Raw genomic sequence first — 20,961 nt, 5'->3', positions numbered from 1 at the left:
TAATTACCAATCTATTTTCAAATAGATTGGTAATGTGACGGTTTAATTCATTCAGTTACCTTTTCTAACAATTTCAAAAAGATAAGCAAGTTTGACATTTCATATAGGTATGAATCAATAATGAACGATTATTCAAAGCAAGTGGCATTCATAGAATCAAAACTGATTAAAGATCAGCAATCTTTACCAGTACAATTTGCCATTAAAGCTCTAATCAGAGAGATATGCTTATCGCCCAAACCTGGGCTGGTTGATATGAATAATAACGGTGCGCACCGAGATATGAATTTTCAAACTTTTATTGCCAGTATTGAGGCAATATCATGTTGGTTTGAACCCTTCTATCAGTATGGAATAGATTCAGCAAATAAAGATCCTCATCTTTTTTTAACTGATATAAGACCTATTGGGATACAGTGTGAACAAGCGATGTACCATGCTACACATCAAATTAACACCCATAAAGGTGGGATTTTTGCTTTTGGTTTGCTACTTGGCGCTATTGGTAGATTAACGAAACAACAACGACAAATCAATATTCAAAGTATCAGCAATGAAGTGTCGACAATTTGCCAAGGCATTGTTGATCATGAGCTTAAACAAAATCCTCAAATAAAATCAGTCGGTGAAAAGCTATTTAAACTACACAACCTATCTGGCGCCCGAGGAGAAGCGGAATCCGGTTATGCAACAGCAAGAAATATCTCGCTCCCTATTTACAACCAGATGCAACAAAATGGTTATAGTGAAGAAGATTCACTATTACAAGCACTATTGTATTTGCTTGCCTATAATCAGGATACCAATTTGGTATCAAGAGGTGGGCTTGATGGTTTAAACTTTGTCAAACAACAAGCTAAGCAGATTATTTTACAAGGTGGCATTACACACCCAGATGGCATTCAGCTATTCACTCAACTTGATAATAAGTTGATTGAACGTAATTTAAGTCCTGGTGGTTCTGCTGATCTTATTGCAATAACCTGGTTTTTGTCTCAATACTAGCAAAAAATGATATTGATCAAAAAAAATTAAAAATAATATTGATTATCATTACTAATAATATATTATTTCATCCCCAAAGTATTAAATTAATTTAAAAAAACAATGAAATTGAAATCAATATCTTTATTAGTAATCAGTGCTTTTAGCGCCAATTATGTACAAGCTTACAATCATGATGTGACTACAGACATCGTTTTACCTTTCAACCAAATCGATGAACGTTATTTTTTAACAAATAGCAGCACTACACCTGTGAATATTATTGCAGAAAATGGTTTAACGATTAAAGATGATGCATCTTTCCATTTGGGTTTTAGTGGCAAAACAGCTACCGAATCCGCCTCAAATGCACAAGGTGACATTAACATGTTCATCAAAGGCAATTTTCAAATCTATAATGACACGTGGATTGGTAAATTTGATACCAAATTCTTCACCCAATATTTAGGATTACACAAGGATTTTCCTTTTGATCCTATAGAGCACGATATTAACGTTCATGTTTCAGGTGATATTAATGTTGAGTTAGGGGCAGATAAACAACGAGGTGGGTTAATGATTTTAGCCGGTAACGTTATGCGCACCGGTACAAATTCTACAGGAAAAACAACGGTTATTGTTGACGGTGATACGAATATTCGTAGTGGTGATAATCATCTAGCTGGCACCGCCTCTGCCCCTGCCAGACTAACCACCCGTACCTTTAATTTAACAGGGGGAGACATTGAAATTATTGGTGCAAAAACAGTTTTAGAAACGACAAATAAGGATTCAAATCGCTCTTCTGTTTTAATTGGTAAAACAGGCAAAATGATTGTCATGCGTGAAGGAACGGTTGATGTCAGCCGTGGTGGTAATTTTGATGTCGTAGATCAAGCCATATTGAGTGCAAGCCGTGGTAATGGTTTTATAAAACTTGCATCAGATGGTGAATTAAATGTTGGTAAAAATGCGACAATAGAATCGTCTAAAGGATCACTATCAATTAGTGATCAAACCAATAAGACATCTCAACTCAATATTGATGGTATCGTTAGCTTTGGTATTTCTGATACCAAACAGGTCAATGTGATACGCGGTGATAACATCAATCTTTCATCTAATGCCAAATTTTCAGCAACAGATGACTTTATCAAAAATGGATTGAAATATACGACAACCGATGTAAATGCGACAGTTTTAGCCGCAGAGAATAAATTAAGTATCCACCCTATTCAAAACGGTCAACTAAAACCACTTATTCAAAATATTTATGGGGACTTGAACTTTAAGCAATCGGGGAATGAACTTGTATTTGTCAATGCGAGTAATGTCACCAATTTCGATGATGCAAAAAATGCAAAAAATGCGGCTAAACGCCAAATCTCACGTTATTATCAACAATCAGGTACTTCATCAAAAAATGTCGCTAAACGCTTTACTAATAATTTAGTGAAAGTCGCTTATGAATCAATGTATAACACAAACAATAATGAAATGATAAGTAAAACTAATACCAAAGCTGGGGAATTAAATTGGCAAATACTCAGCAATATGGCACGTGGTAATTTAGCCATTGAATCAAAAGGAACGACACTATTTTTTAATCAAAATATCGCTGGGCTTTATAATAATAATCATGGTTTACATTTAACTGAAATCGCAATGAATTCACTGAATGATACCAAAGCCATTTTAGATAGACGAGTTCACCAATTTCATCTAAACCAAGGTGAAGAAAATAATTTATGGGTTAACCTGACTCACCATTATGAAAATACCGATAATAATCAGGGCATTTCTGGATATAAATACACTTCTAATGGGTTTATGCTCGGGTTCGATAAAGAAGTTATCGATAATCTTTTAGTGGGTAGTGCCATTGGTTATTCCACTGGTAAATATAAGGATAAAGCGGCTTCATCAAATGATTCTGATATCCATCAATATCAAATTCAGTTATACACCAGTTATAAATTTCCTAATAATATACTGGGATCAACGTTCGCAGGTTATTCCTTTGGAAAAAATGATTTAAAAACTCACGATAGTTTTAATACTATTAAGGAAAAATTTAATAATAGAACGTGGAATTTTGGTGGTGCTGTTGGCTATCATTGGCAAAATACCGAAGAATTTGCAATGATTCCAAGTATTGGTTTAACTTATATTCATACCGAAAATAGTGCTCACAATGTTAGCTATAATCAAATCAACTTGGTTAAATATGGTCAAGCGACAAATTCTGCAGTATTGATGCCACTTGATTTGACCACAACATATTCTTTCTTCAAAAATAAGGATAGTCAATTAACTTTAACGGGTCAAACCGGCTATACTTTTAATTTTAGTCGCAACAAATTTGATAGTGATATTACTCTTAATGGTATCAATGGTTTATCTAAAATGCGTAGCTATTCATCAAACAGGACTAAAAATCAATATAATTTAGGGGCTGGAATCAATTATCAATATCAGTTGATAAATTTAAATCTTGATTATCAGTACTTTGGTCAAAGTAAAAAGAATAGTCGTTATATAACAGCAGCTGCTAAGATAGATTTTTAAAAAATTCAAATTTAATTGTATTAACGTTCGCAATATAAAACTATGGTGGTAAAATGTATCACCTTAGTTTTATACTAAATAATATCTTTCTAATCGTTCTCAATATTCAGTGTCATTTGTAAACGACCTTCTAATGACAAAAAACGTATATTTATCACTGATGTCTTTAATAAAAATTAGCTATTTACTTATTTACTCTTCTGATTTTAGCTCTTAACACTATTATCAAACATAAGGAATGCGTTATGACAATCTTTGAAGAAAAAACGTTGGCATTAAGTACAAAACGACAGTATAAATTTCGTCATGCTTTAGACAATCAGCTTCTACATACCACTTTATCCACGGATAAGAGTTTATTTAAGATTCAATACTAAAGATAACCATGCTGTTAAATCTATTTTACCGAATGCATTTAAATCGAAGTTTACTAACATGTTGATAAATAAGTCAACAATACAACCAATAGCCCAAAAATCATTAATTAAATCGAAAGAATATGAAATCTTTTAATCGCGTATTTAATGAATGATTTTTTCACCTGCATTCGTATTGTTGAATCGTCAATTTTATTGCTGAAGAATAAAATATGAAATATATGTTTAATCAATTAACGCTTAAAACTAAGCTTATCAGTTTGATTTGCGCTGCATTTATATTTTCAGTGGTTGTTCAATATGTTTACACTATCCATATGATAAACAAAGAGTTTTATCATCTTTCTTCTCAACGATTTAAAGATATTGCCGAATTAGTATCAACTAATCATAATCTCATTAATCAAGTCAGTAATCCCACGTCAGACAATTTACATGCAATTCAACATTATACCGAACAAGTTCGCCAACTTGCTTCAGTTGATTTTGTCGTAATATTCAATATGCAAGGTGTACAGTATTCACACCTAGACAAAAGCAAAACAGGACAGCAGCTTGTAGAGGGCAATGAACAAAAGGCATTACAAGAAACATCATATCTTTCCACTGCTAAAGGAACATTAGACGATCCAATCACAGCATCCAGCCCTATATACAACGATAATCAGCAACAAATTGGTATTGTTTTGGTTGGACAAACACGCCATAAAATGAATTATTTAGCTTTAAAGTCAAGTCAACTTGTTTGGTTATCTTTATTAGTGTCATTCACTTTAACAGTGATTTTAGCCTGTTTATTGTCTCGTTATATTAAGATGCTTATATGTAGATTAAAACCCAACCAAATAGATCAACTTTTTGAAGAATGTAATGCCATTATTAGAACTGTCAAAGAAGGCATAGTCGTGATTAACCAAAATGGATTAATTTCACAAATTAATGATGAAGCCATTAGAATATTACATATGGATAAGAGTAAGGAAAACATTATCGGCAAACCCATTAACACTCTTATACCCAATGCACGTTTAAATGAAGTTATGAACAAGGGGATTGCTGAATATGATTGCGAACAAAATATTAATGGTATGGTTATTGTGACTAACCGTATTCCATTATACGTAAATAATAAATTAGTCGGAGCCATTACCTCTTTTCGTGATATAACAGAAATACGCCAATTATCAAAGAAATTAACAAGTATTAATCGTGATGCCGATGCTTTACGTTCGCAATCTCATGAATTTAATAATAAATTGCATGTAATTTATGGACTGGCATATCAAGATAACAAACAAGAACTGGTCAATTATCTTGAAGAAATTATTGGCAATAAACAACCAGAATTAGACGAGATTAGTCAATACATTAAAGAACCCATTATTACTGGCTTTCTTAATAGTAAATTGAGTCGAATAAAAGAATTAGGCATAGCCTTAACTTTTAACATTAATGGTATGATCGCCCCTATTTCTAATCACTTAGTCATTCATCATTTAATCACTATTCTTGGAAATCTGATCGATAATAGTTTAGATGCCGTTCATAGTTTAGCTGATAAAAAAATAGAGATAAATTTTACTGTCCAAAACGGCTATTTTTACATTGAAATCATTGATAACGGGATAGGTATTTCTGAAAAAGATGTACAGCATATCTTTCAAAAAGGCTATTCAACTAAAGGAGATAATCGTGGTATGGGGTTATATTTGGTTTTATCTTGTGTTGATGAACTTGGCGGTAATATTCAGTTATTCAATCTTGGTAAGAAAAAAGGAACATGCTTTAAAATATCACTGCCATTAGCAGTCCTCTATCGAGAAATATCATAATAGCAATGACCTGATAAATTTTAAATATGTCTCATGAAAAGAGAATTAAATAACACATAAGTTACCTAATTGTAGTTAACTCCAATTAGGTTTCAACATTTGTTATTTATCTAACGTGATTTCATCCAACGATAAACTAAAACTTGGCACAAATATTTCTAAAAAATAATCCATTTCAGGACTTCCTCGTTCAGACAATGTCTTTTTCAAACGCTGTTCAGCCAATCTAAACTCATTATTGCCGGCACTGAGTTCTTCAATCGTTTTAAGATAAGCACATAACGCATCGGCCTGTTTGACAATATTTTTTTCTGTTTCATCATAAAAATCATCATCAATAAGACGTCTAAAATCATCTTGTAACTCTTGCGGTAACATATTAATTAGCTTGTTTTGGGCAATTTTTTCAATCTTTTTGTATTCTGTTGTAATTTGAGGATTATAGTATTTAGTCGGTGTAGGCAGGTCTCCAGTAATCACTTCGGATGCATCATGATACATAGCTAATAAAGCGATTCTTTCAGGATTAACTTGTCCGTTAAAATATTTGTTTTTGATGATTGCTAACGCATGTGCAACAAAAGCGACTTGAAGACTATGCTCAGATACATTTTCTGTTCTGACATTGCGCATTAACGGCCAACGATTAATTAATTTTAATCGTGAAAGATGAGCAAAAAAATGGCTTTTATTCATATCATCATCTCATTAGTTATAAAAACAAAAACGCTTCCATATTAATGGAAGCGTTAAAGATTATATAATTCAACAATCAGTTTTTATGCTAAAACAAGTTGTTGAGTTCCTAAAGCAAGCGGTACGGTTTGCTCGTCAGTAAATGTGACGTACTCCCACGCACTTTGTTTCGCCAATAAAGCTTGTAATAACTGATTATTCAAAGCGTGTCCTGATTTATAACAAACCACTTCACCAATCATGTTGTGACCGCTCATGTATAAGTCACCTATGGTATCTAACATTTTGTGACGAACAAACTCATCTTCAAAACGTAATCCATCTTCATTAAGAACTTTATAATCATCTACTACGATAGCACAATCTAAACTACCACCTAAGCATAAACCTTTAGACTGTAATGCTTCGATATCACGCATAAAACCAAACGTTCTAGCACGACTGATTTGACGAATAAAAGATTCAGACGAAAAATCGAGCTGATAACGTTGCGAACTACTATCAATAGCAGGATGTTGGAAATCAATCGTGAAGTCCAATCGAAACCCACTAAATGGTCTTACTTCAGCCCATTTATCACCATTTTCAACGCGTATTGTTTCTTTAACACGTAAAAACTTTTTAAGCGCATTTTGTTCAATGATACCGGCATCAAGTAACAAATAAATAAATGGACTTGCACTACCATCCATAATTGGAATTTCCGGAGCATTGACTTCGATAATAATATTATCGATCCCCAGCCCTGCTAATGCAGAGTTAATATGTTCTACCGTTGAAATACGGACATTATCTTCATTAACTAAACAAGTACAGAGCATCGTATCACGAACTGATTTTGCATCCACCGGAAAGTCCACATATGGATTCAAATCAGTACGTCTATAAATAACACCTGTATTTTCAGGTGCAGGACGCAACGTCAAAGTAACTTTTTTGCCAGTATGTAAACCGACACCAGTTGTCTGTATTGTCTTTTTTAATGTTCTTTGTTTCATTAGCACCTACTATGTTTATTTGTTTCTATTGAATTGTGACAATAAAAAATCAAATAAGTTCACTTTTAATTCGCTTGTTTACGAATAAAAGCAGGAATATCTAAAATCTTATTTTCCTCGAGAGGAGAAATAGATTGCTCATTAACCACTTTAGCTAGTTTTTCTTCTTGTTGTGCCAAAGTATTATTTTGACTAAATAATGAGTTTTGTTGAATCGGTTTAGTTATTTTTGCTTCAGGACGTTTATCCATGCCAATACCTGTTGCAACAACAGTTACACGAATTTCATCTGACATATCAGGATCAAAAGTAGTCCCAACTACAACTGTAGCATTGTCCGAGGCAAAAGCCCTAACAGTACTACCAACCGTTTCAAACTCTTCTAAGCCAAGATCTAAACCAGCAGTTACATTAACGAGCACACCACGTGCACCAGATAAATCGATGTCTTCAAGTAATGGGCTTGAAATAGCCATTTCAGCCGCTTCCTCAGCTCGATTATCACCACTTGCACGACCAGAGCCCATCATAGCATATCCCATTTCAGACATCACTGTTCTAACGTCTGCAAAGTCCACATTAATATGACCTGGTTTGGTGATTAACTCAGCAATACCTTGGACTGCACCTTTCAGCACACCATTTGCTGCTGCAAAAGCATCTAATAGTTTAACACCACGACCTAAAACCTTTAATAGCTTATCATTTGGAATAGTAATAAGCGAATCAACATGTTTTGCTAACTCAGCAATACCTTGTTCAGCAAAAGCCATACGCTTTTTACCTTCGAATCCAAAAGGTTTAGTCACAACAGCTACAGTCAAAATACCCAATTCTTTAGCTATTTCAGCAACAACTGGAGCAGCTCCGGTGCCTGTTCCTCCGCCCATTCCTGCAGCGATAAACACCATATCGGCTCCTTCAATTGCATTACGAATGACTTCACGATCTTCCTCGGCAGAGTTTCTACCCACTTCTGGATTAGCCCCTGCACCAAGTCCTTTAGTGACATTCGTGCCGATCTGGATAGTTTGACCTACCTTAATTCTTTTCAATGCTTGCGCATCAGTATTTGCCGCAAAAAATTCAACACCTTCAATATGCTCAGCAATCATATGTTCAACAGCATTACCGCCGCCACCACCGACACCAATAACTTTAATGACTGCTGCTGGTTCATCATCTGCAACCATAGGCTCAAACATAACTTATCTCCAAATATACGATCTAGGGACATTGTACATATAACCGTCAACAATGTCCACGAAGTTCTTGAAATATATTAGCTAAAATTCTTTTTTAAACCAACCGGTCAATCGTTTAGCTATCCCTTTTAATGATGACTTATGGTTATCTTTGCCATCATCACTTAATAAACTTTGTTTGCCATAATGTAACAATCCTACTGTTGTTGAACAATAAGGCTTTTGTACATAATCAGTTAATCCTGAAATATTTAACGGTTGTCCAACACGGACTTGATTTTGAAATACTTTTTCAGCACATTCCACCATTCCCTTTATTTGTGCTGCACCACCAGTTAGTACTATACCTGCAGCTAATTGATATTTTACATTTTGTTTTTTTAATTCATCTTGTAATGATAATAACTCTTTTTGTACCAATGATAATAGTTCTGAATAACGAGGTTCAATCACATCAGCCAGAGTCTGCCGTTGTAAAGAACGAGAAGGTCGACCACCAACACTCGGTACATCAATAACTTCATCTTTTCCGATTAGTGAACCAACAGCACACCCATATCGAATTTTGATATTTTCAGCATCCATTGGAGGAGCACCAAATGCATAAGCGATATCACTCGTCACAACATTTCCAGCATAAGGAATGACAACCGAATGCCGTAAAGCCCCGCCAGTATAAACTGTCACATCCATGGTTCCGCCGCCAATATCAATGACGCAAACCCCTAACTCTTTTTCATCATCAGTTAAAACAGCATAACTTGAAGCTAAACCAGAAAAAATCAACTGATCAACTTTCAATCCACAACGCTCAACAGCTTTTACGATATTTCTCGCCATATCATTATGACAGGTCACTAAATGAACTTTTGCTTTCATTCGTACACCTGATAATCCTATTGGGTTTTTAATCCCTTCTTGTAAATCAATCGAATATTCTTGTGCAATAACATGTAATATTCGATGCTCATCAAGAATTCTTACCGATTTCGCGGTGTGGACAACATTTTCGACATCCTCAGCAGTTACCTCTTCGTCAGCTATTGGCACCATACCTATTTCATTTTGACAGCGAATATGTTTACCAGAAAGACTCAAATAAACAGAAGAAATCTGGCAATCAGCCATCAATTCAGCTTGGTCAATTGCACGTTGGATTGATTTAACTACTGACTCAAGATCGTTCACACCACCTTTATCAACGCCTTTTGATGGGCAATGACCTACACCGATGATATTAACAATACCATCGGGCAGAACCTCACCGACAAGAGCGAGTACTTTAGAAGTACCTACTTCTAGTCCAACCACCAATTTTTTTTCTGTTGCTTTCATATTTCAGCCTTAATTTATTCCCTACTGTGTCATTTTTTCTCTTTGTACTGAAATGCCATTTTCATAACGTAAATCAGCGACTGTAATTCTTTCATCTTTCGGTGTTTTTGACTGAATTTCAGGAAATAATTTGATAAATTGTTGGTAACGTTGCTCTACATTTTCATTACCCAACATCAGTTTTATTTCTTGATTTTCTTCACAAAAATCACCAATACACTGTTTTACCATCAACTGCCATGCATTGCGTTCATCAGTTATTGCTGACTTAATATGCAGTGCTAATTGATTGTTAGCTAATTTTTTTGAAAGTTCATCTAACTTATAATAAATCTCTAACGCTGACTTTGCTTTACCTTCTGGACCATAAAGCCTTGGTAATTTCAAGTCCGTTATACGATCTAGCGGAACACTAAATACATTCCCTTCTTTATCGAGTAAAAACAAATCATTCCAATAAAACTCAGGTTTATACTCTTCTATATATACTATCAATTTATCAGGCCACTGCTTACGTACACTAACCTGTTTAACCCATGGAAATCTTAATATTTCTTGTTGTATATCATTTACATCTTGACCAATATAAGTATTTGGTAACCCCAAACCTAAAATTGCTTCTCTAAGATCATCCTCAGTCGTATAGGTATATTCACCGCTTAAAGTTAATTGCGACAATACCATCTGTTCTGGATCTTCCATCCAATTTTTTACGCTTTGGACAATCCATGCACTAACGAAAACAATCATAATAAAGAACAAAAAACCAGCTAATTGCTCTGTACTACGAAAAATAAGCAAGTATCTCTTTTTTTTTCCTTCACGTCGGTGAGCGGCTTGCCTTACTTGCTTCATAAATAATATAGCCAGTTATATTGTTGCTAAATGTAAAATTCGACTAACAAGATCGTTAAATGACCAACCGTATTGTTTCGCTGCCATTGGTACTAAACTATGATCTGTCATTCCAGGCGCAGTGTTCACTTCTAACAAATAGGGGGTTTGATTATCATCAAACATTATATCAACTCGTCCCCAACCTCGGCATCCAACCGCCTTATAAGCATCAAGTGCTAATTTACGGAGCTCTTGCTCTTTTTCATCTGATAAACCACTCGGGCAAAAATATTGCGTTGAATCAGATAGATATTTAGCATCATAATCATAAAACTTGGTTGCAGGTTTAATATAAATTGATGGTAATACTTCATCACCAACAATGGCGACAGTAAATTCTGGCCCTGATAAAAACGATTCAACCATGACATAATTATCATACTTAAAAGCATGTTCAAGAGCAGTTTTAAGTTCATTTGCTTGGTTAACGCGCGTCATACCTACACTTGAACCTTCGTGACTTGGTTTTACAAATAAAGGGAGTCCAAGCTGTTGTACAATGGCATCAATATCGATTGATTGATCCTTTTCGACCATAACATAATCTGCTACAGGTAAACCCAGTGCTTTCCAAACTAATTTAGTTTTTAGTTTGTCCATAGTGAGGGCTGACGATAAAACATCACTACCAGTATAAGGAATTTGTTGATAAGTTAATATTGCTTGTGTTATACCATCTTCACCACCACGCCCATGAAGAATCACGAATGCTTTAGTAAATCCCGCTTCTTTTAAGTTGGTAATAGGATGGTCTCTTGTATCAATAAGGTGGGCATCAACACCATTAGCCAATAATCCTGCTTGTACAGCTTGACCTGATTTAAGTGAAACTTCTCGCTCTGCAGATGTTCCACCATACAATACCGCAACTTTATCAATCATTATAGACCTTCTCCTGAAAAAAATTGAGCATCGGCTAACTGACGTGCAATACGACCCACACTACCCGCGCCTTGAGTTAATAACAGATCTCCACCTTTTAAAATTTCTTTCATCATTTCTGGTAAGAGATCTAAATCTGAAACATAAATTGGATCCACTTTGCCCCGATTACGAATTGAACGGCACAAAGAACGACTATCTGCACCGGCAATTGGTTGCTCACCAGCAGAATAGACGTCTAACATAACAAGCGCATCAACTTGAGATAACACTTGAGCAAAATCATCAAATAAATCGCGTGTACGTGTATATCGATGAGGTTGGAATAGCATAACTAAACGACGATCCGGCCAACCATTTTTAGCCGCTTGTATCGTTGCATTAACTTCGCTTGGATGATGACCATAATCATCAACCATCATAATATCTTTACCGTTAGCATGCGGAAAAACGCCTAGTAAATCAAAACGGCGACTTGTACCAGCAAATTTCGCCAAAGCATTAATGATCGATTGATCATCTATGCCATCTTCTGTTGCAGCAATAATTGCCGCAGCTGAATTTAATGCATTGTGTTTACCGGGTGCATTTAATTCGATTTCTAAATCATTACGATCTGGACGACACACAGTGTAGTAACTGACACCTCGTTCTTGACGATAATTTTTAATCACCACATCCGCTTCATCACTAAAACCGTAAGTAATAATTTTTCGTCCAACGATCGGTAATAATTCACGGTTAATTGGATCGTCATAACACATCACCGCTAAACCGTAAAAAGGTAAATTACGTAAAAAAGAGATGAATGTTTGCTTAAGATTTTCTACACTCCCTTGATAAGTATCCATATGGTCTGGTTCAATATTAGTAACAATAGAAACCATAGGTTGTAAGTGTAAAAATGATGCATCGCTTTCATCAGCCTCAGCAATGAAATAACGGCTACTACCTAATTTTGCATGAGTACCCGCTGCTTTAACTAAACCACCATTAACAAAAGTTGGATCAAGTTTCGCTTCGGCATAAATAGCGGTGACCATTGCCGTTGTCGTCGTTTTACCATGAGTCCCTGCGATAGCAATTCCATATCGGAAACGCATTAATTCAGCAAGCATTTCAGCTCTTTGAATAACTGGAATACGAGCATCCCGTGCAGCAACAACTTCAATATTATCTTGTGAAATTGCGGAAGAGATTACGACTACACTTGAATTAATTATATTTTCAGCTGCATGACCAATAATAATTTTTGCGCCTAATTTCTTTAGATGTTCGGTAACGGCATTTTCAGCAATATCTGAACCACTAATTTCGTAACCTTCATTAGCTAGAACTTCAGCAATTCCACCCATACCGGCACCACCAATACCCACAAAATGGATATGTTTGACGCGTTTCATTTGGGGAATAATTGCTCTTAATTCAGCTAATTCCTTTGTATTCACAATCTAACTCCTAATTATTTTCTAGTTGAGTATTTTTGTTAACCTTTTATTGAGCTTATTTAAGTTTGTAAAAATCTATTTTTTATACTCAATGCCGTTACTATTTAAACATCGACCTTACCTAAAACATCTTGACAAGATTATTACATAAAGTTATATCAAAAACTAATTATTTTATCACTGATTTTAACGTTTCTGCTACCTTTTCGGTAGAATTTATGATAGATAGACTTTTCGCCTTAACCGCCATTTCGATTAATTTATCTCTATTTAAATTTCTTAACACACTCATTAATGATTCGCTATTAAAGTCGGGTTGTTCAATAATCTTTGCAGCATCAATATCGGAAAGCGATTTAGCATTCCAAAATTGCTGGCGATCTTTATGCATAAATGGGACGAAAATGGCACCAATTCCAACAACTTCGATTTCACTTACCGTTAATGCCCCGCTGCGACAAATCACAATATCCGCCCAACGATAGGCTTCTGCCACATCCGTAATAAATTCTGTTACTTTATTTACCGTCATATCACAATCTTGATAGGCTCGCATAACAGGTTCTAGCATGCCTTTTCCTGTTTGATGCCAAACAACAAAGTTATCGGACAATTTTGTCATTACCTTAGGAACAACCTCATTGAGTACTTTTGCCCCTTGACTTCCGCCCATAACTAAAACTCTAATTGGTCCTTGACGATCTTCAAAACGTTCGTTAGGTTCAGCAATAGTTAATAAATCGTCACGAACAGGATTTCCTACTACTTCAGCTTTTGGAAAAGCAGTCGGAAATGCTTGTAAAACTTTAGTTGCAATTTTTGCAAGCCACTTATTAGTTAACCCTGCTACACCATTTTGCTCATGTAATACGACAGGAATTCCTAATGTCTTCGCTGCAATGCCACCCGGCCCAGACACATACCCTCCCATACCAAGTACAACATCAGGTTGATAAGTTTTTAAGATTTTTCTGGCTTGTAGAACCGCTTTTAAAATTTTATAAGGTGCTTTTAGCATTGCACCAATTCCTTTACCTCGTAGACCCGATATCTCTATAAAATCAATCTCGATACCATTTGCAGGAACTAGATGCGCTTCCATTCGATCTGCTGTGCCAAGCCATCTGACTTGCCAACCCTGTTTCATTAAATAATGTGCAACAGCAATACCTGGAAAAACATGCCCTCCCGTACCACCTGCCATGACTAATAATTTTTTCATTATTTTATTGACCTTATTCTTGCTTGTGCCTGTTGTTGCCTAAATTCAAAATCGATTCGAAATAATATTGCTACTGCAATACTCATAACAATTAAACTTGAACCACCATAACTAATAAATGGTAATGTTAACCCTTTTGTAGGAAGCATACCTGATGTTACCCCAATGTTAACAAAGGTTTGAAATCCGAACCAAATACCAATTTCACAAGCTAAATATCCAGAAAACTGGGAGCCTTCGTTCAAAGCTCGATATCCTATTGCCATAGCTTTAAATGTCAAAAGAAAGAGCAAGGTCAGTAACATCATAACGCCAACAAAACCGAGCTCTTCAGAAATAATTGAAAAGATAAAATCAGTATGACATTCAGGTAAATAACCTAATTTTTGAACAGAATTTCCTATTCCTTGTCCTGCAAAACCGCCATTACCAATTGCTATTAATGAATTGACTAATTGATATCCAACTCCATTTGCATCTTCCCACGGGTTGAGAAAGGTTAAAAGCCGCTTTAAACGGTAAGATTCAAACAGAATTAAACTAACAACTGCCACTACACCTGTTGATAAAATAGCGATAAATTGCCATAGCTTTGCACCAGCGATAAAGAGAATTCCAATAGTAACAATAAATAATACAATAACTGTGCCTAAATCGGGTTGAAGTAATAGTAAAATAGAAAGCACGGCCATGACGACCATTGGTTTAAAAAATCCCCAAAATCCACTTTGTACTTCATCTGACTTTCGAGTCAAATAACTTGCTAAAAAAACAAATAAAGCCAATTTAGCAAGCTCGGCCGGTTGAAAGTTAAATACGCCTAGCGGAATCCATCTCGCTGCACCATTAATGGAAGACCCCACGCCTAAAACAGCAACAAGCATGATAATTGTCATAATGAGTAATACAGTTCCAAATTGCTGCCAACGTTTCATTGGAATCGATAACGTTATACACATCAAAACAAGCGAAATACCTAGCTGTATGAGTTCACGCTGAGTATAGAAAAAAGGATTATTATCATTTGATGACATTGACGCTGATGTCACCATCACTAAGCCGAATATCATCAATCCAAAAATCGTCCAAAGCAATTGATTATCAAAAGGGACATGAGGATTAACTTGCTTTTTTATGGCCAACGAGATCATTTTTCACCCCTTTGGGCATATTGCTTTGCCAGAAGTGCAAATTGATTTCCTCGCTCTATATAGTTTTTAAATTGATCTAAACTTGCACAAGCAGGTGAGAGTAAAACGACATCATTAGCCACCACTTTTTGAGCGATTATTTGCATAGCCTCAGCTAATGTCGCTGTCATTGTTGTGATGTTGGGGGCTAATTTTGCTAATAACTCACGATCTCGACCAAAACAAAAAATTTCAAGGTGACTATTTTTTAAATAAGGAATTAGTGGAGAAAAATCCGCTGATTTTCCATCACCGCCAAGCAATAAAAATAATTTTCCATGACATACAACACTTTTCAAAGCAGCTTCCGTACTGCCCACATTGGTTGCTTTAGAATCATTGATCCATTTGACCCCATTTTGTTCCAAAACTAATTCAAAACGATGAGGTAAACCATGAAAGTTGGCTATTGTCGCTAAACTAGATTGTCGTGATATTGATAATTTATCTGCAATAGCTAATGCGGCTAACGCATTGAGATAATTATGGCTTCCCGTTAGTTTCATTGTTTTAGTCGATAAAACAGGTTTTTCCTGCGCAATCAAATGTGCACAATCATTATCCAAATGATAATCGCCTGCATATAATCCAAAAAACACATTATGACTTTCTTTGTCTTTTGGAAAAGTTAATTTATCATCATGATTTACTACACAATATTCTGCATTCACATAAATTCGTTGTTTAGCCTCTACATATTGCTTGAGTCCTAAAGGATACCTATCCATATGATCTTCTGAGATATTCAGAATCGTTGCAACCGTTGCATGTAAAGTGTGCGTGGTTTCAAGTTGGAAACTTGACAGCTCAAGTACATACACATCACAATCTTGAGCCAGTAAAGAGAGCGCAGTTTGACCTATATTGCCACCGACACCCACTTTGATACCAGCTGACTTAACAATTTCACCAACTAATGTCGTCACCGTCGTTTTACCATTGGCACCGGTGATTGCCACAATTTTTTTATTGGGTTGTTGATTAACTTCACGACAAAATAGCTCAATATCACCAATGATTTCGATACCTTTATCAGCAGCTTGTTTGAGTTCAGGGGTTGATAGAGCGATACCAGGACTGACAATTATTAAATCCGCATCAAATAGCCAATCGACATTCAAATCGCCTAAATGATAGGCAACCCGTTGATCTAATTGTTCTAATCCTGAAGGTAATAAACGGGTATCAATCACTTTAGGAATAACATTTTGGGCAAGAAAATAGTTAACACAAGAAAGCCCTGTGACACCTAACCCGATGATAACAACATTTTTACCTTGATAACTAATCATGATTCAATCCTGATTTAATTTAATTACCGTAATTTCAAGGTTAATAACCCAATTAATACAAGCATTAACGAAATAATCCAAAAACGCACAATAACCCGAGGTTCCGGCCATCCTTTTAATTCATAATGATGATGGATTGGAGCCATTTTGAAAATTCGTTTACCACGTAATTTAAAAGAACCAACTTGTAGAATTACCGATAGGGTTTCGACAACAAATATGCCCCCCATGATAAGTAATAAAAATTCTTGGCGTAAAAGTACCGCGATAATTCCAAGCACACCGCCTAAAGCCAGTGATCCCACATCTCCCATAAATACCATAGCGGGATAAGTGTTAAACCATAAAAAACCAAGTCCTGCACCAATGATCGCTGTACAAACAATCATCAATTCACCACTAAATTTGATATAAGGTATATGCAAATATTCTGCAAAGTGTGTATTACCTGTCGCCCACGATACCAGCGCTAAGCCCGCTGCCACAAATACCGTTGGCATAATTGCAAGTCCATCAAGTCCATCTGTTAAATTAACAGCATTACCCGATCCAACAATCACAACATAAGTGAGTAAAATAAATCCAATACCTAGTTGAGGCATGACATCTTTAAAAAATGGCACAACCAATACGGTTACAGAGCTATCTTTGCCATATGCATAAAGACCAAAAGCCACAATGAGAGCAATAACAGATTGCCAAAAATATTTCCATCTGGCGATAAGACCATCGGTATTTTTTCGAATCACTTTCAGATAATCATCCGTAAAGCCAATGATGGCATATCCAACTAGAACAAATAATGTTACCCAGACATAAGGGTTTCTTAAATCAGCCCAAAGAAATACTGATAATGAAATTGAGGCAACGATTAACGTTCCTCCCATTGTTGGCGTTCCTTTTTTACTTAAATGGGATTCAGGTCCATCATTACGTATTACTTGTCCAATCTGTAACTTTTGTAACCAGTCAATGACTTTTTGCCCCATAATTATCGATATCGCTAAAGAGGTTAATAAGCCTAAAATTGCTCTCACAGTCAAATAAGAGAACACGTTAAAAAAAGAAAAATGTTTAACTAAATATTCTGATATCCAAACCAACATAGTTTTTAACCCTGATTTATTTTTTGTTGTTTAATTTGTTCTATAACGTCTTCCATTTTTGCACTGCGTGAACCTTTCACTAGCATGGTTAAATTTGGATATTGACGCAATAATGTTATGATATAATTTGTTGCTTCTTGTTTATCATTAAAATGATGACCGACTTCACTTGATTGACTAACAAATTGACTCAACTGACCAACACTAACAACACAATCCAATTTTTGTTGTTTAGCAAGCTCACCAATTTGTTGATGATACTTTTGAGCGTCTTGCCCTAATTCAGCCATATCGCCTACAACTAAAACTTTATAACCTGATTGATTTGCTAAAACATTAATTGCAGCAGACATTGAACCGACATTGGCATTATAAGTATCATCCAAAATTAATTGATTTTGGTTTAATTTAATCGGGAAAAGCCTTCCTTTAACTGGCTTTAATGTTGATAATCCTTGTTGAATGCGATCTAAGCTTGCTCCGACAGAAATCGCTAAAGCTGAAGCTGCAATTGCATTTGAAATATTGTGTAACCCTATTAATGGTAATTGGATTTCGCATTCACCAAACGGTGTATGTAATTTAAATGTGGTCACATCTGCCATTTTAATATGACTTGCGTAGAAATTGGCTAATGGATTCTCTAATGAAAAAGTCCAAACAGTTTTATCTGTTAATTGCTCAAACCATTTATCTGAACAGCTATCTAAATTGATGATAGCAATACCATCTTTAGTCAACCCTTCAAAAATCTCACCTTTTGCAGTAGCGACACCTTCAAGTGAGCCAAAACCTTCAATATGCGCTTCAGCAATATTATTAATTAATGCAGTTTGTGGATGAACTAACTGAGTTGTATAGGCAATTTCTCCTATATGATTGGCGCCCAGCTCTATCACAGCAAATTGATCTTCTTTTGTTAGTCTTAAAAGTGTTAATGGTACACCAATGTCATTATTATAATTACCTTGCGTATAAAGCGTTGTTCCACAATTTTGCAAAATAGTGGCAGTCATTTCTTTTACAGATGTTTTGCCGGATGAGCCTGTCAAGGCAACAATTTTAGCGTAACTTTGATTACGGATATAACCAGCAATTAGACCCAACGCCAGACGAGTGTCCTTAACCACTATTTGTGGAATAGAATTATCCTCAATTTTATGATTAACCATGACGGCAACCGCACCGTCTTTAATCGCTTGTAAGGCAAATGCATGCCCATCAAAATGTTCACCAACAAGCGCAATAAAAAGAGATTGTTTTGTAATTTTACGTGAATCAGTACAAATAAATGCTACGGTTGACTCATCGTGTTGAATATTAAATGATTCACCGTTTACTATTGTTCTGATTTGCTCAATATTTAATGGAATCATGATTGATTCTCTACTCCTAAAAGCTGTTTCACTGTTTCTTGATCTGAATAGTGATGTTTAGTTTTTCCAACGATTTGGTAATCTTCATGACCTTTACCCGCAATTAATATCACATCATTTGGTTTGGCTTTGGAAAATGCTTTTTTTATAGCAGTAACTCTATCAGTAATAACGTGTACATTTTTGTTATTCACCAAGCCTTGTTGGATATCATTAATAATTTTCATCTCATCTTCTGTACGAGGATTATCATTTGTCAAAATGATATTATCAGCATATTGTGCTGCTATATCCCCCATTAATGATCTTTTACCTGTGTCTCTATCGCCACCACAACCAAAAACAACCCATAATTTTCCTTTACAATGAATACGACTTGCTTGTAATGCCTTTTGTAAGGCATCGGGGGTGTGAGCATAATCAATAATAAAAGTTGGGCTATGATGCGTGTGTAATACTTCCATTCGACCACAGATAGGTTTAAGGAAAGAAGCCATATTGACAACAGCAAAAAACGGAAAATCGAGTGTTAGCAGGGTCGCTACGCATAATAAAAGATTTGAAACATTAAACTCTCCTAACAATCGACTATTGATAACAGTATTACCCCAACTCGATTGCATGTGGATTTCAGCGCCTTTGTCATGATATTCAATCATAGATACGCCAACATAAGGTATATTTAAATTTTTTAATCGGCTTAATGATTTAGGTTGACATGATACAGCGGTAACATTTGAAAGTTTTTCAATCCAACGCTTACCATATTTATCATCATAATTAATTATAGATTTACCTGCACTAATAACTTGTTTTTCTTTTTCGTCTGCACTAAATAACGACCATTTTGATTTTGCATATTTTCCCATAGTTTTATGAAAATCAAGATGATCACGACTCAAATTGGTAAATACGGTTGCGGCAAAAGTAATCCCTTTGACACGATTCATCGTTAATCCATGGGAGGAAATTTCCATTGAAACCACTTTTACCCGTTTTTTCACAAAATCAGCTAAATAAGTTTGGATATCAACAGCTGATGATGTCGTATTCTCGGAAGGTTTAAGATGATTATATATACCATTTCCTATTGTCCCTAAAATGGCTACTTTTTCATTTAATATCGTAGCACATTGGGCAATAAGCTGAGTGACTGTCGTTTTTCCATTGGTTCCTGTTACACCAATAACTGACAGTTTTTTAGAAGGAGAATGATAAAATTTGCTGGCGATGACAGATAATTTTTTAGATAATTGGAATACTCTTATTTGAGGAATATTTTTGTCTTCGTGCTGGATATAATCTATATGGAGATCGTTCGATTTCCGATTCGTCTCAATTAATATTGCTGCAGCACCAGCTAAAATGGCTTGTGTAATAAATGTTTTACCATCAACAACACTTCCTTTAATAGCAACGAATACATCATTATTTTCAATCATTCGACTATCGATGCGTAAATGATTAAGAGGAAAATCTTTGATCGTTCGATCTTTTTTTCCACCTAATATACTGACTAATTTTTTAAATGTACTTATAGCCATCATTTACCA

The 20,961-nt window shown here is 35.3% G+C and carries 17 protein-coding genes; 4 read left to right on the top strand and 13 right to left on the bottom strand.

The window, feature by feature from the left end; genetic code table 11:
* Positions 1 to 120 precede the first annotated feature (120 nt).
* The 4 genes from citG (at position 121) to ACKJXD_RS05030 (ending at position 5,761) form a co-directional block, all read left to right on the top strand.
* Positions 121 to 1,005: a triphosphoribosyl-dephospho-CoA synthase CitG gene (gene citG / locus ACKJXD_RS05045; RefSeq protein ID WP_430875706.1), complete on the top strand. Its 885-nt coding sequence runs from the start codon at positions 121 to 123 to the stop codon at positions 1,003 to 1,005.
* Positions 1,006 to 1,107: 102 nt separating this feature from the next.
* Positions 1,108 to 3,552, top strand: a complete 2,445-nt coding sequence (locus ACKJXD_RS05040; RefSeq protein ID WP_430875705.1) for an autotransporter outer membrane beta-barrel domain-containing protein — start codon at positions 1,108 to 1,110, stop codon at positions 3,550 to 3,552.
* Positions 3,553 to 3,797: 245 nt separating this feature from the next.
* Positions 3,798 to 3,929, top strand: a complete 132-nt coding sequence (locus ACKJXD_RS05035; RefSeq protein WP_430875704.1) for a hypothetical protein — start codon at positions 3,798 to 3,800, stop codon at positions 3,927 to 3,929.
* Between the two features lie 212 nt (positions 3,930 to 4,141).
* A complete protein-coding gene (locus ACKJXD_RS05030; protein ID WP_430875703.1) occupies positions 4,142 to 5,761 on the top strand; it encodes an ATP-binding protein in 1,620 nt (539 codons plus the stop codon).
* Positions 5,762 to 5,863: 102 nt separating this feature from the next.
* Here ACKJXD_RS05030 and yfbR read toward each other — a convergent pair whose 3' ends face one another.
* From yfbR to murE, 13 genes are all read right to left on the bottom strand, one after another.
* On the bottom strand, positions 5,864 to 6,457 hold the full coding sequence (gene yfbR / locus ACKJXD_RS05025; RefSeq protein WP_220216599.1) for a 5'-deoxynucleotidase: 594 nt from the start codon (positions 6,455 to 6,457) through the stop codon (positions 5,864 to 5,866).
* Between the two features lie 83 nt (positions 6,458 to 6,540).
* Positions 6,541 to 7,455 carry a UDP-3-O-acyl-N-acetylglucosamine deacetylase gene (gene lpxC, locus ACKJXD_RS05020; protein WP_220216598.1) on the bottom strand — a complete coding sequence of 305 codons (915 nt, stop codon included), beginning with the start codon at positions 7,453 to 7,455 and terminating at the stop codon, positions 6,541 to 6,543.
* Positions 7,456 to 7,520: 65 nt separating this feature from the next.
* Positions 7,521 to 8,660, bottom strand: a complete 1,140-nt coding sequence (gene ftsZ, locus ACKJXD_RS05015; protein ID WP_220216597.1) for a cell division protein FtsZ — start codon at positions 8,658 to 8,660, stop codon at positions 7,521 to 7,523.
* An 81-nt stretch (positions 8,661 to 8,741) separates the two neighbouring features.
* Entirely contained in the window at positions 8,742 to 9,995 is a 1,254-nt protein-coding gene (ftsA, locus tag ACKJXD_RS05010) for a cell division protein FtsA (RefSeq protein WP_065558886.1), read from the bottom strand.
* Between the two features lie 21 nt (positions 9,996 to 10,016).
* A complete protein-coding gene (locus ACKJXD_RS05005; protein WP_220216596.1) occupies positions 10,017 to 10,850 on the bottom strand; it encodes an FtsQ-type POTRA domain-containing protein in 834 nt (277 codons plus the stop codon).
* Between the two features lie 15 nt (positions 10,851 to 10,865).
* Positions 10,866 to 11,774, bottom strand: a complete 909-nt coding sequence (locus tag ACKJXD_RS05000) for a D-alanine--D-alanine ligase (RefSeq protein WP_430875702.1) — start codon at positions 11,772 to 11,774, stop codon at positions 10,866 to 10,868.
* Positions 11,774 to 13,222: a UDP-N-acetylmuramate--L-alanine ligase gene (gene murC, locus ACKJXD_RS04995; protein WP_430875701.1), complete on the bottom strand. Its 1,449-nt coding sequence runs from the start codon at positions 13,220 to 13,222 to the stop codon at positions 11,774 to 11,776. Before murC ends, ACKJXD_RS05000 begins: the two co-directional genes overlap by 1 nt.
* 169 nt (positions 13,223 to 13,391) lie before the next feature.
* Positions 13,392 to 14,444 carry an undecaprenyldiphospho-muramoylpentapeptide beta-N-acetylglucosaminyltransferase gene (gene murG / locus ACKJXD_RS04990; RefSeq protein WP_220216594.1) on the bottom strand — a complete coding sequence of 351 codons (1,053 nt, stop codon included), beginning with the start codon at positions 14,442 to 14,444 and terminating at the stop codon, positions 13,392 to 13,394.
* A complete protein-coding gene (gene ftsW, locus ACKJXD_RS04985) occupies positions 14,444 to 15,595 on the bottom strand; it encodes a cell division protein FtsW (RefSeq protein WP_220216593.1) in 1,152 nt (383 codons plus the stop codon). Before ftsW ends, murG begins: the two co-directional genes overlap by 1 nt.
* Entirely contained in the window at positions 15,592 to 16,926 is a 1,335-nt protein-coding gene (murD, locus tag ACKJXD_RS04980; RefSeq protein WP_430875700.1) for a UDP-N-acetylmuramoyl-L-alanine--D-glutamate ligase, read from the bottom strand. Before murD ends, ftsW begins: the two co-directional genes overlap by 4 nt.
* Positions 16,927 to 16,949: 23 nt before the next feature.
* On the bottom strand, positions 16,950 to 18,032 hold the full coding sequence (gene mraY / locus ACKJXD_RS04975) for a phospho-N-acetylmuramoyl-pentapeptide-transferase (RefSeq protein WP_220216591.1): 1,083 nt from the start codon (positions 18,030 to 18,032) through the stop codon (positions 16,950 to 16,952).
* 5 nt (positions 18,033 to 18,037) lie between these two features.
* Complete coding sequence (murF, locus tag ACKJXD_RS04970) at positions 18,038 to 19,408, bottom strand: UDP-N-acetylmuramoyl-tripeptide--D-alanyl-D-alanine ligase (RefSeq protein WP_430875699.1); 1,371 nt, start codon at positions 19,406 to 19,408, stop codon at positions 18,038 to 18,040.
* On the bottom strand, positions 19,405 to 20,955 hold the full coding sequence (murE, locus tag ACKJXD_RS04965) for a UDP-N-acetylmuramoyl-L-alanyl-D-glutamate--2,6-diaminopimelate ligase (RefSeq protein ID WP_294825930.1): 1,551 nt from the start codon (positions 20,953 to 20,955) through the stop codon (positions 19,405 to 19,407). The genes murF and murE overlap by 4 nt, the downstream gene beginning before the upstream one ends.
* Positions 20,956 to 20,961: the final 6 nt, after the last annotated feature.

The sequence above is a fragment of the Gilliamella sp. G0441 genome, from assembly GCF_050589305.1.
Taxonomy (GTDB): domain Bacteria; phylum Pseudomonadota; class Gammaproteobacteria; order Enterobacterales; family Orbaceae; genus Gilliamella.
This window is presented reverse-complemented; position numbering and strand designations above follow the sequence as displayed.

Excerpts from the sequence above, each read along its gene's own strand:
- ACKJXD_RS05030 (WP_430875703.1), top strand. The coding sequence starts at position 4,142 with ATGAAATATATGTTTAATCAATTAACGCTTAAAACTAAGCTTATCAGT.
- ACKJXD_RS05040 (WP_430875705.1), top strand. The coding sequence starts at position 1,108 with ATGAAATTGAAATCAATATCTTTATTAGTAATCAGTGCTTTTAGCGCC.
- murG (WP_220216594.1), bottom strand. The coding sequence starts at position 14,444 with ATGAAAAAATTATTAGTCATGGCAGGTGGTACGGGAGGGCATGTTTTT.
- ftsW (WP_220216593.1), bottom strand. The coding sequence starts at position 15,595 with ATGATCTCGTTGGCCATAAAAAAGCAAGTTAATCCTCATGTCCCTTTT.
- murE (WP_294825930.1), bottom strand. The coding sequence starts at position 20,955 with ATGATGGCTATAAGTACATTTAAAAAATTAGTCAGTATATTAGGTGGA.
- ACKJXD_RS05035 (WP_430875704.1), top strand. The coding sequence starts at position 3,798 with ATGACAATCTTTGAAGAAAAAACGTTGGCATTAAGTACAAAACGACAG.
- yfbR (WP_220216599.1), bottom strand. The coding sequence starts at position 6,457 with ATGAATAAAAGCCATTTTTTTGCTCATCTTTCACGATTAAAATTAATT.
- citG (WP_430875706.1), top strand. The coding sequence starts at position 121 with ATGAACGATTATTCAAAGCAAGTGGCATTCATAGAATCAAAACTGATT.
- ftsA (WP_065558886.1), bottom strand. The coding sequence starts at position 9,995 with ATGAAAGCAACAGAAAAAAAATTGGTGGTTGGACTAGAAGTAGGTACT.
- ftsZ (WP_220216597.1), bottom strand. The coding sequence starts at position 8,660 with ATGTTTGAGCCTATGGTTGCAGATGATGAACCAGCAGCAGTCATTAAA.
- ACKJXD_RS05005 (WP_220216596.1), bottom strand. The coding sequence starts at position 10,850 with ATGAAGCAAGTAAGGCAAGCCGCTCACCGACGTGAAGGAAAAAAAAAG.
- ACKJXD_RS05000 (WP_430875702.1), bottom strand. The coding sequence starts at position 11,774 with ATGATTGATAAAGTTGCGGTATTGTATGGTGGAACATCTGCAGAGCGA.
- mraY (WP_220216591.1), bottom strand. The coding sequence starts at position 18,032 with ATGTTGGTTTGGATATCAGAATATTTAGTTAAACATTTTTCTTTTTTT.
- murF (WP_430875699.1), bottom strand. The coding sequence starts at position 19,408 with ATGATTCCATTAAATATTGAGCAAATCAGAACAATAGTAAACGGTGAA.
- murD (WP_430875700.1), bottom strand. The coding sequence starts at position 16,926 with ATGATTAGTTATCAAGGTAAAAATGTTGTTATCATCGGGTTAGGTGTC.
- lpxC (WP_220216598.1), bottom strand. The coding sequence starts at position 7,455 with ATGAAACAAAGAACATTAAAAAAGACAATACAGACAACTGGTGTCGGT.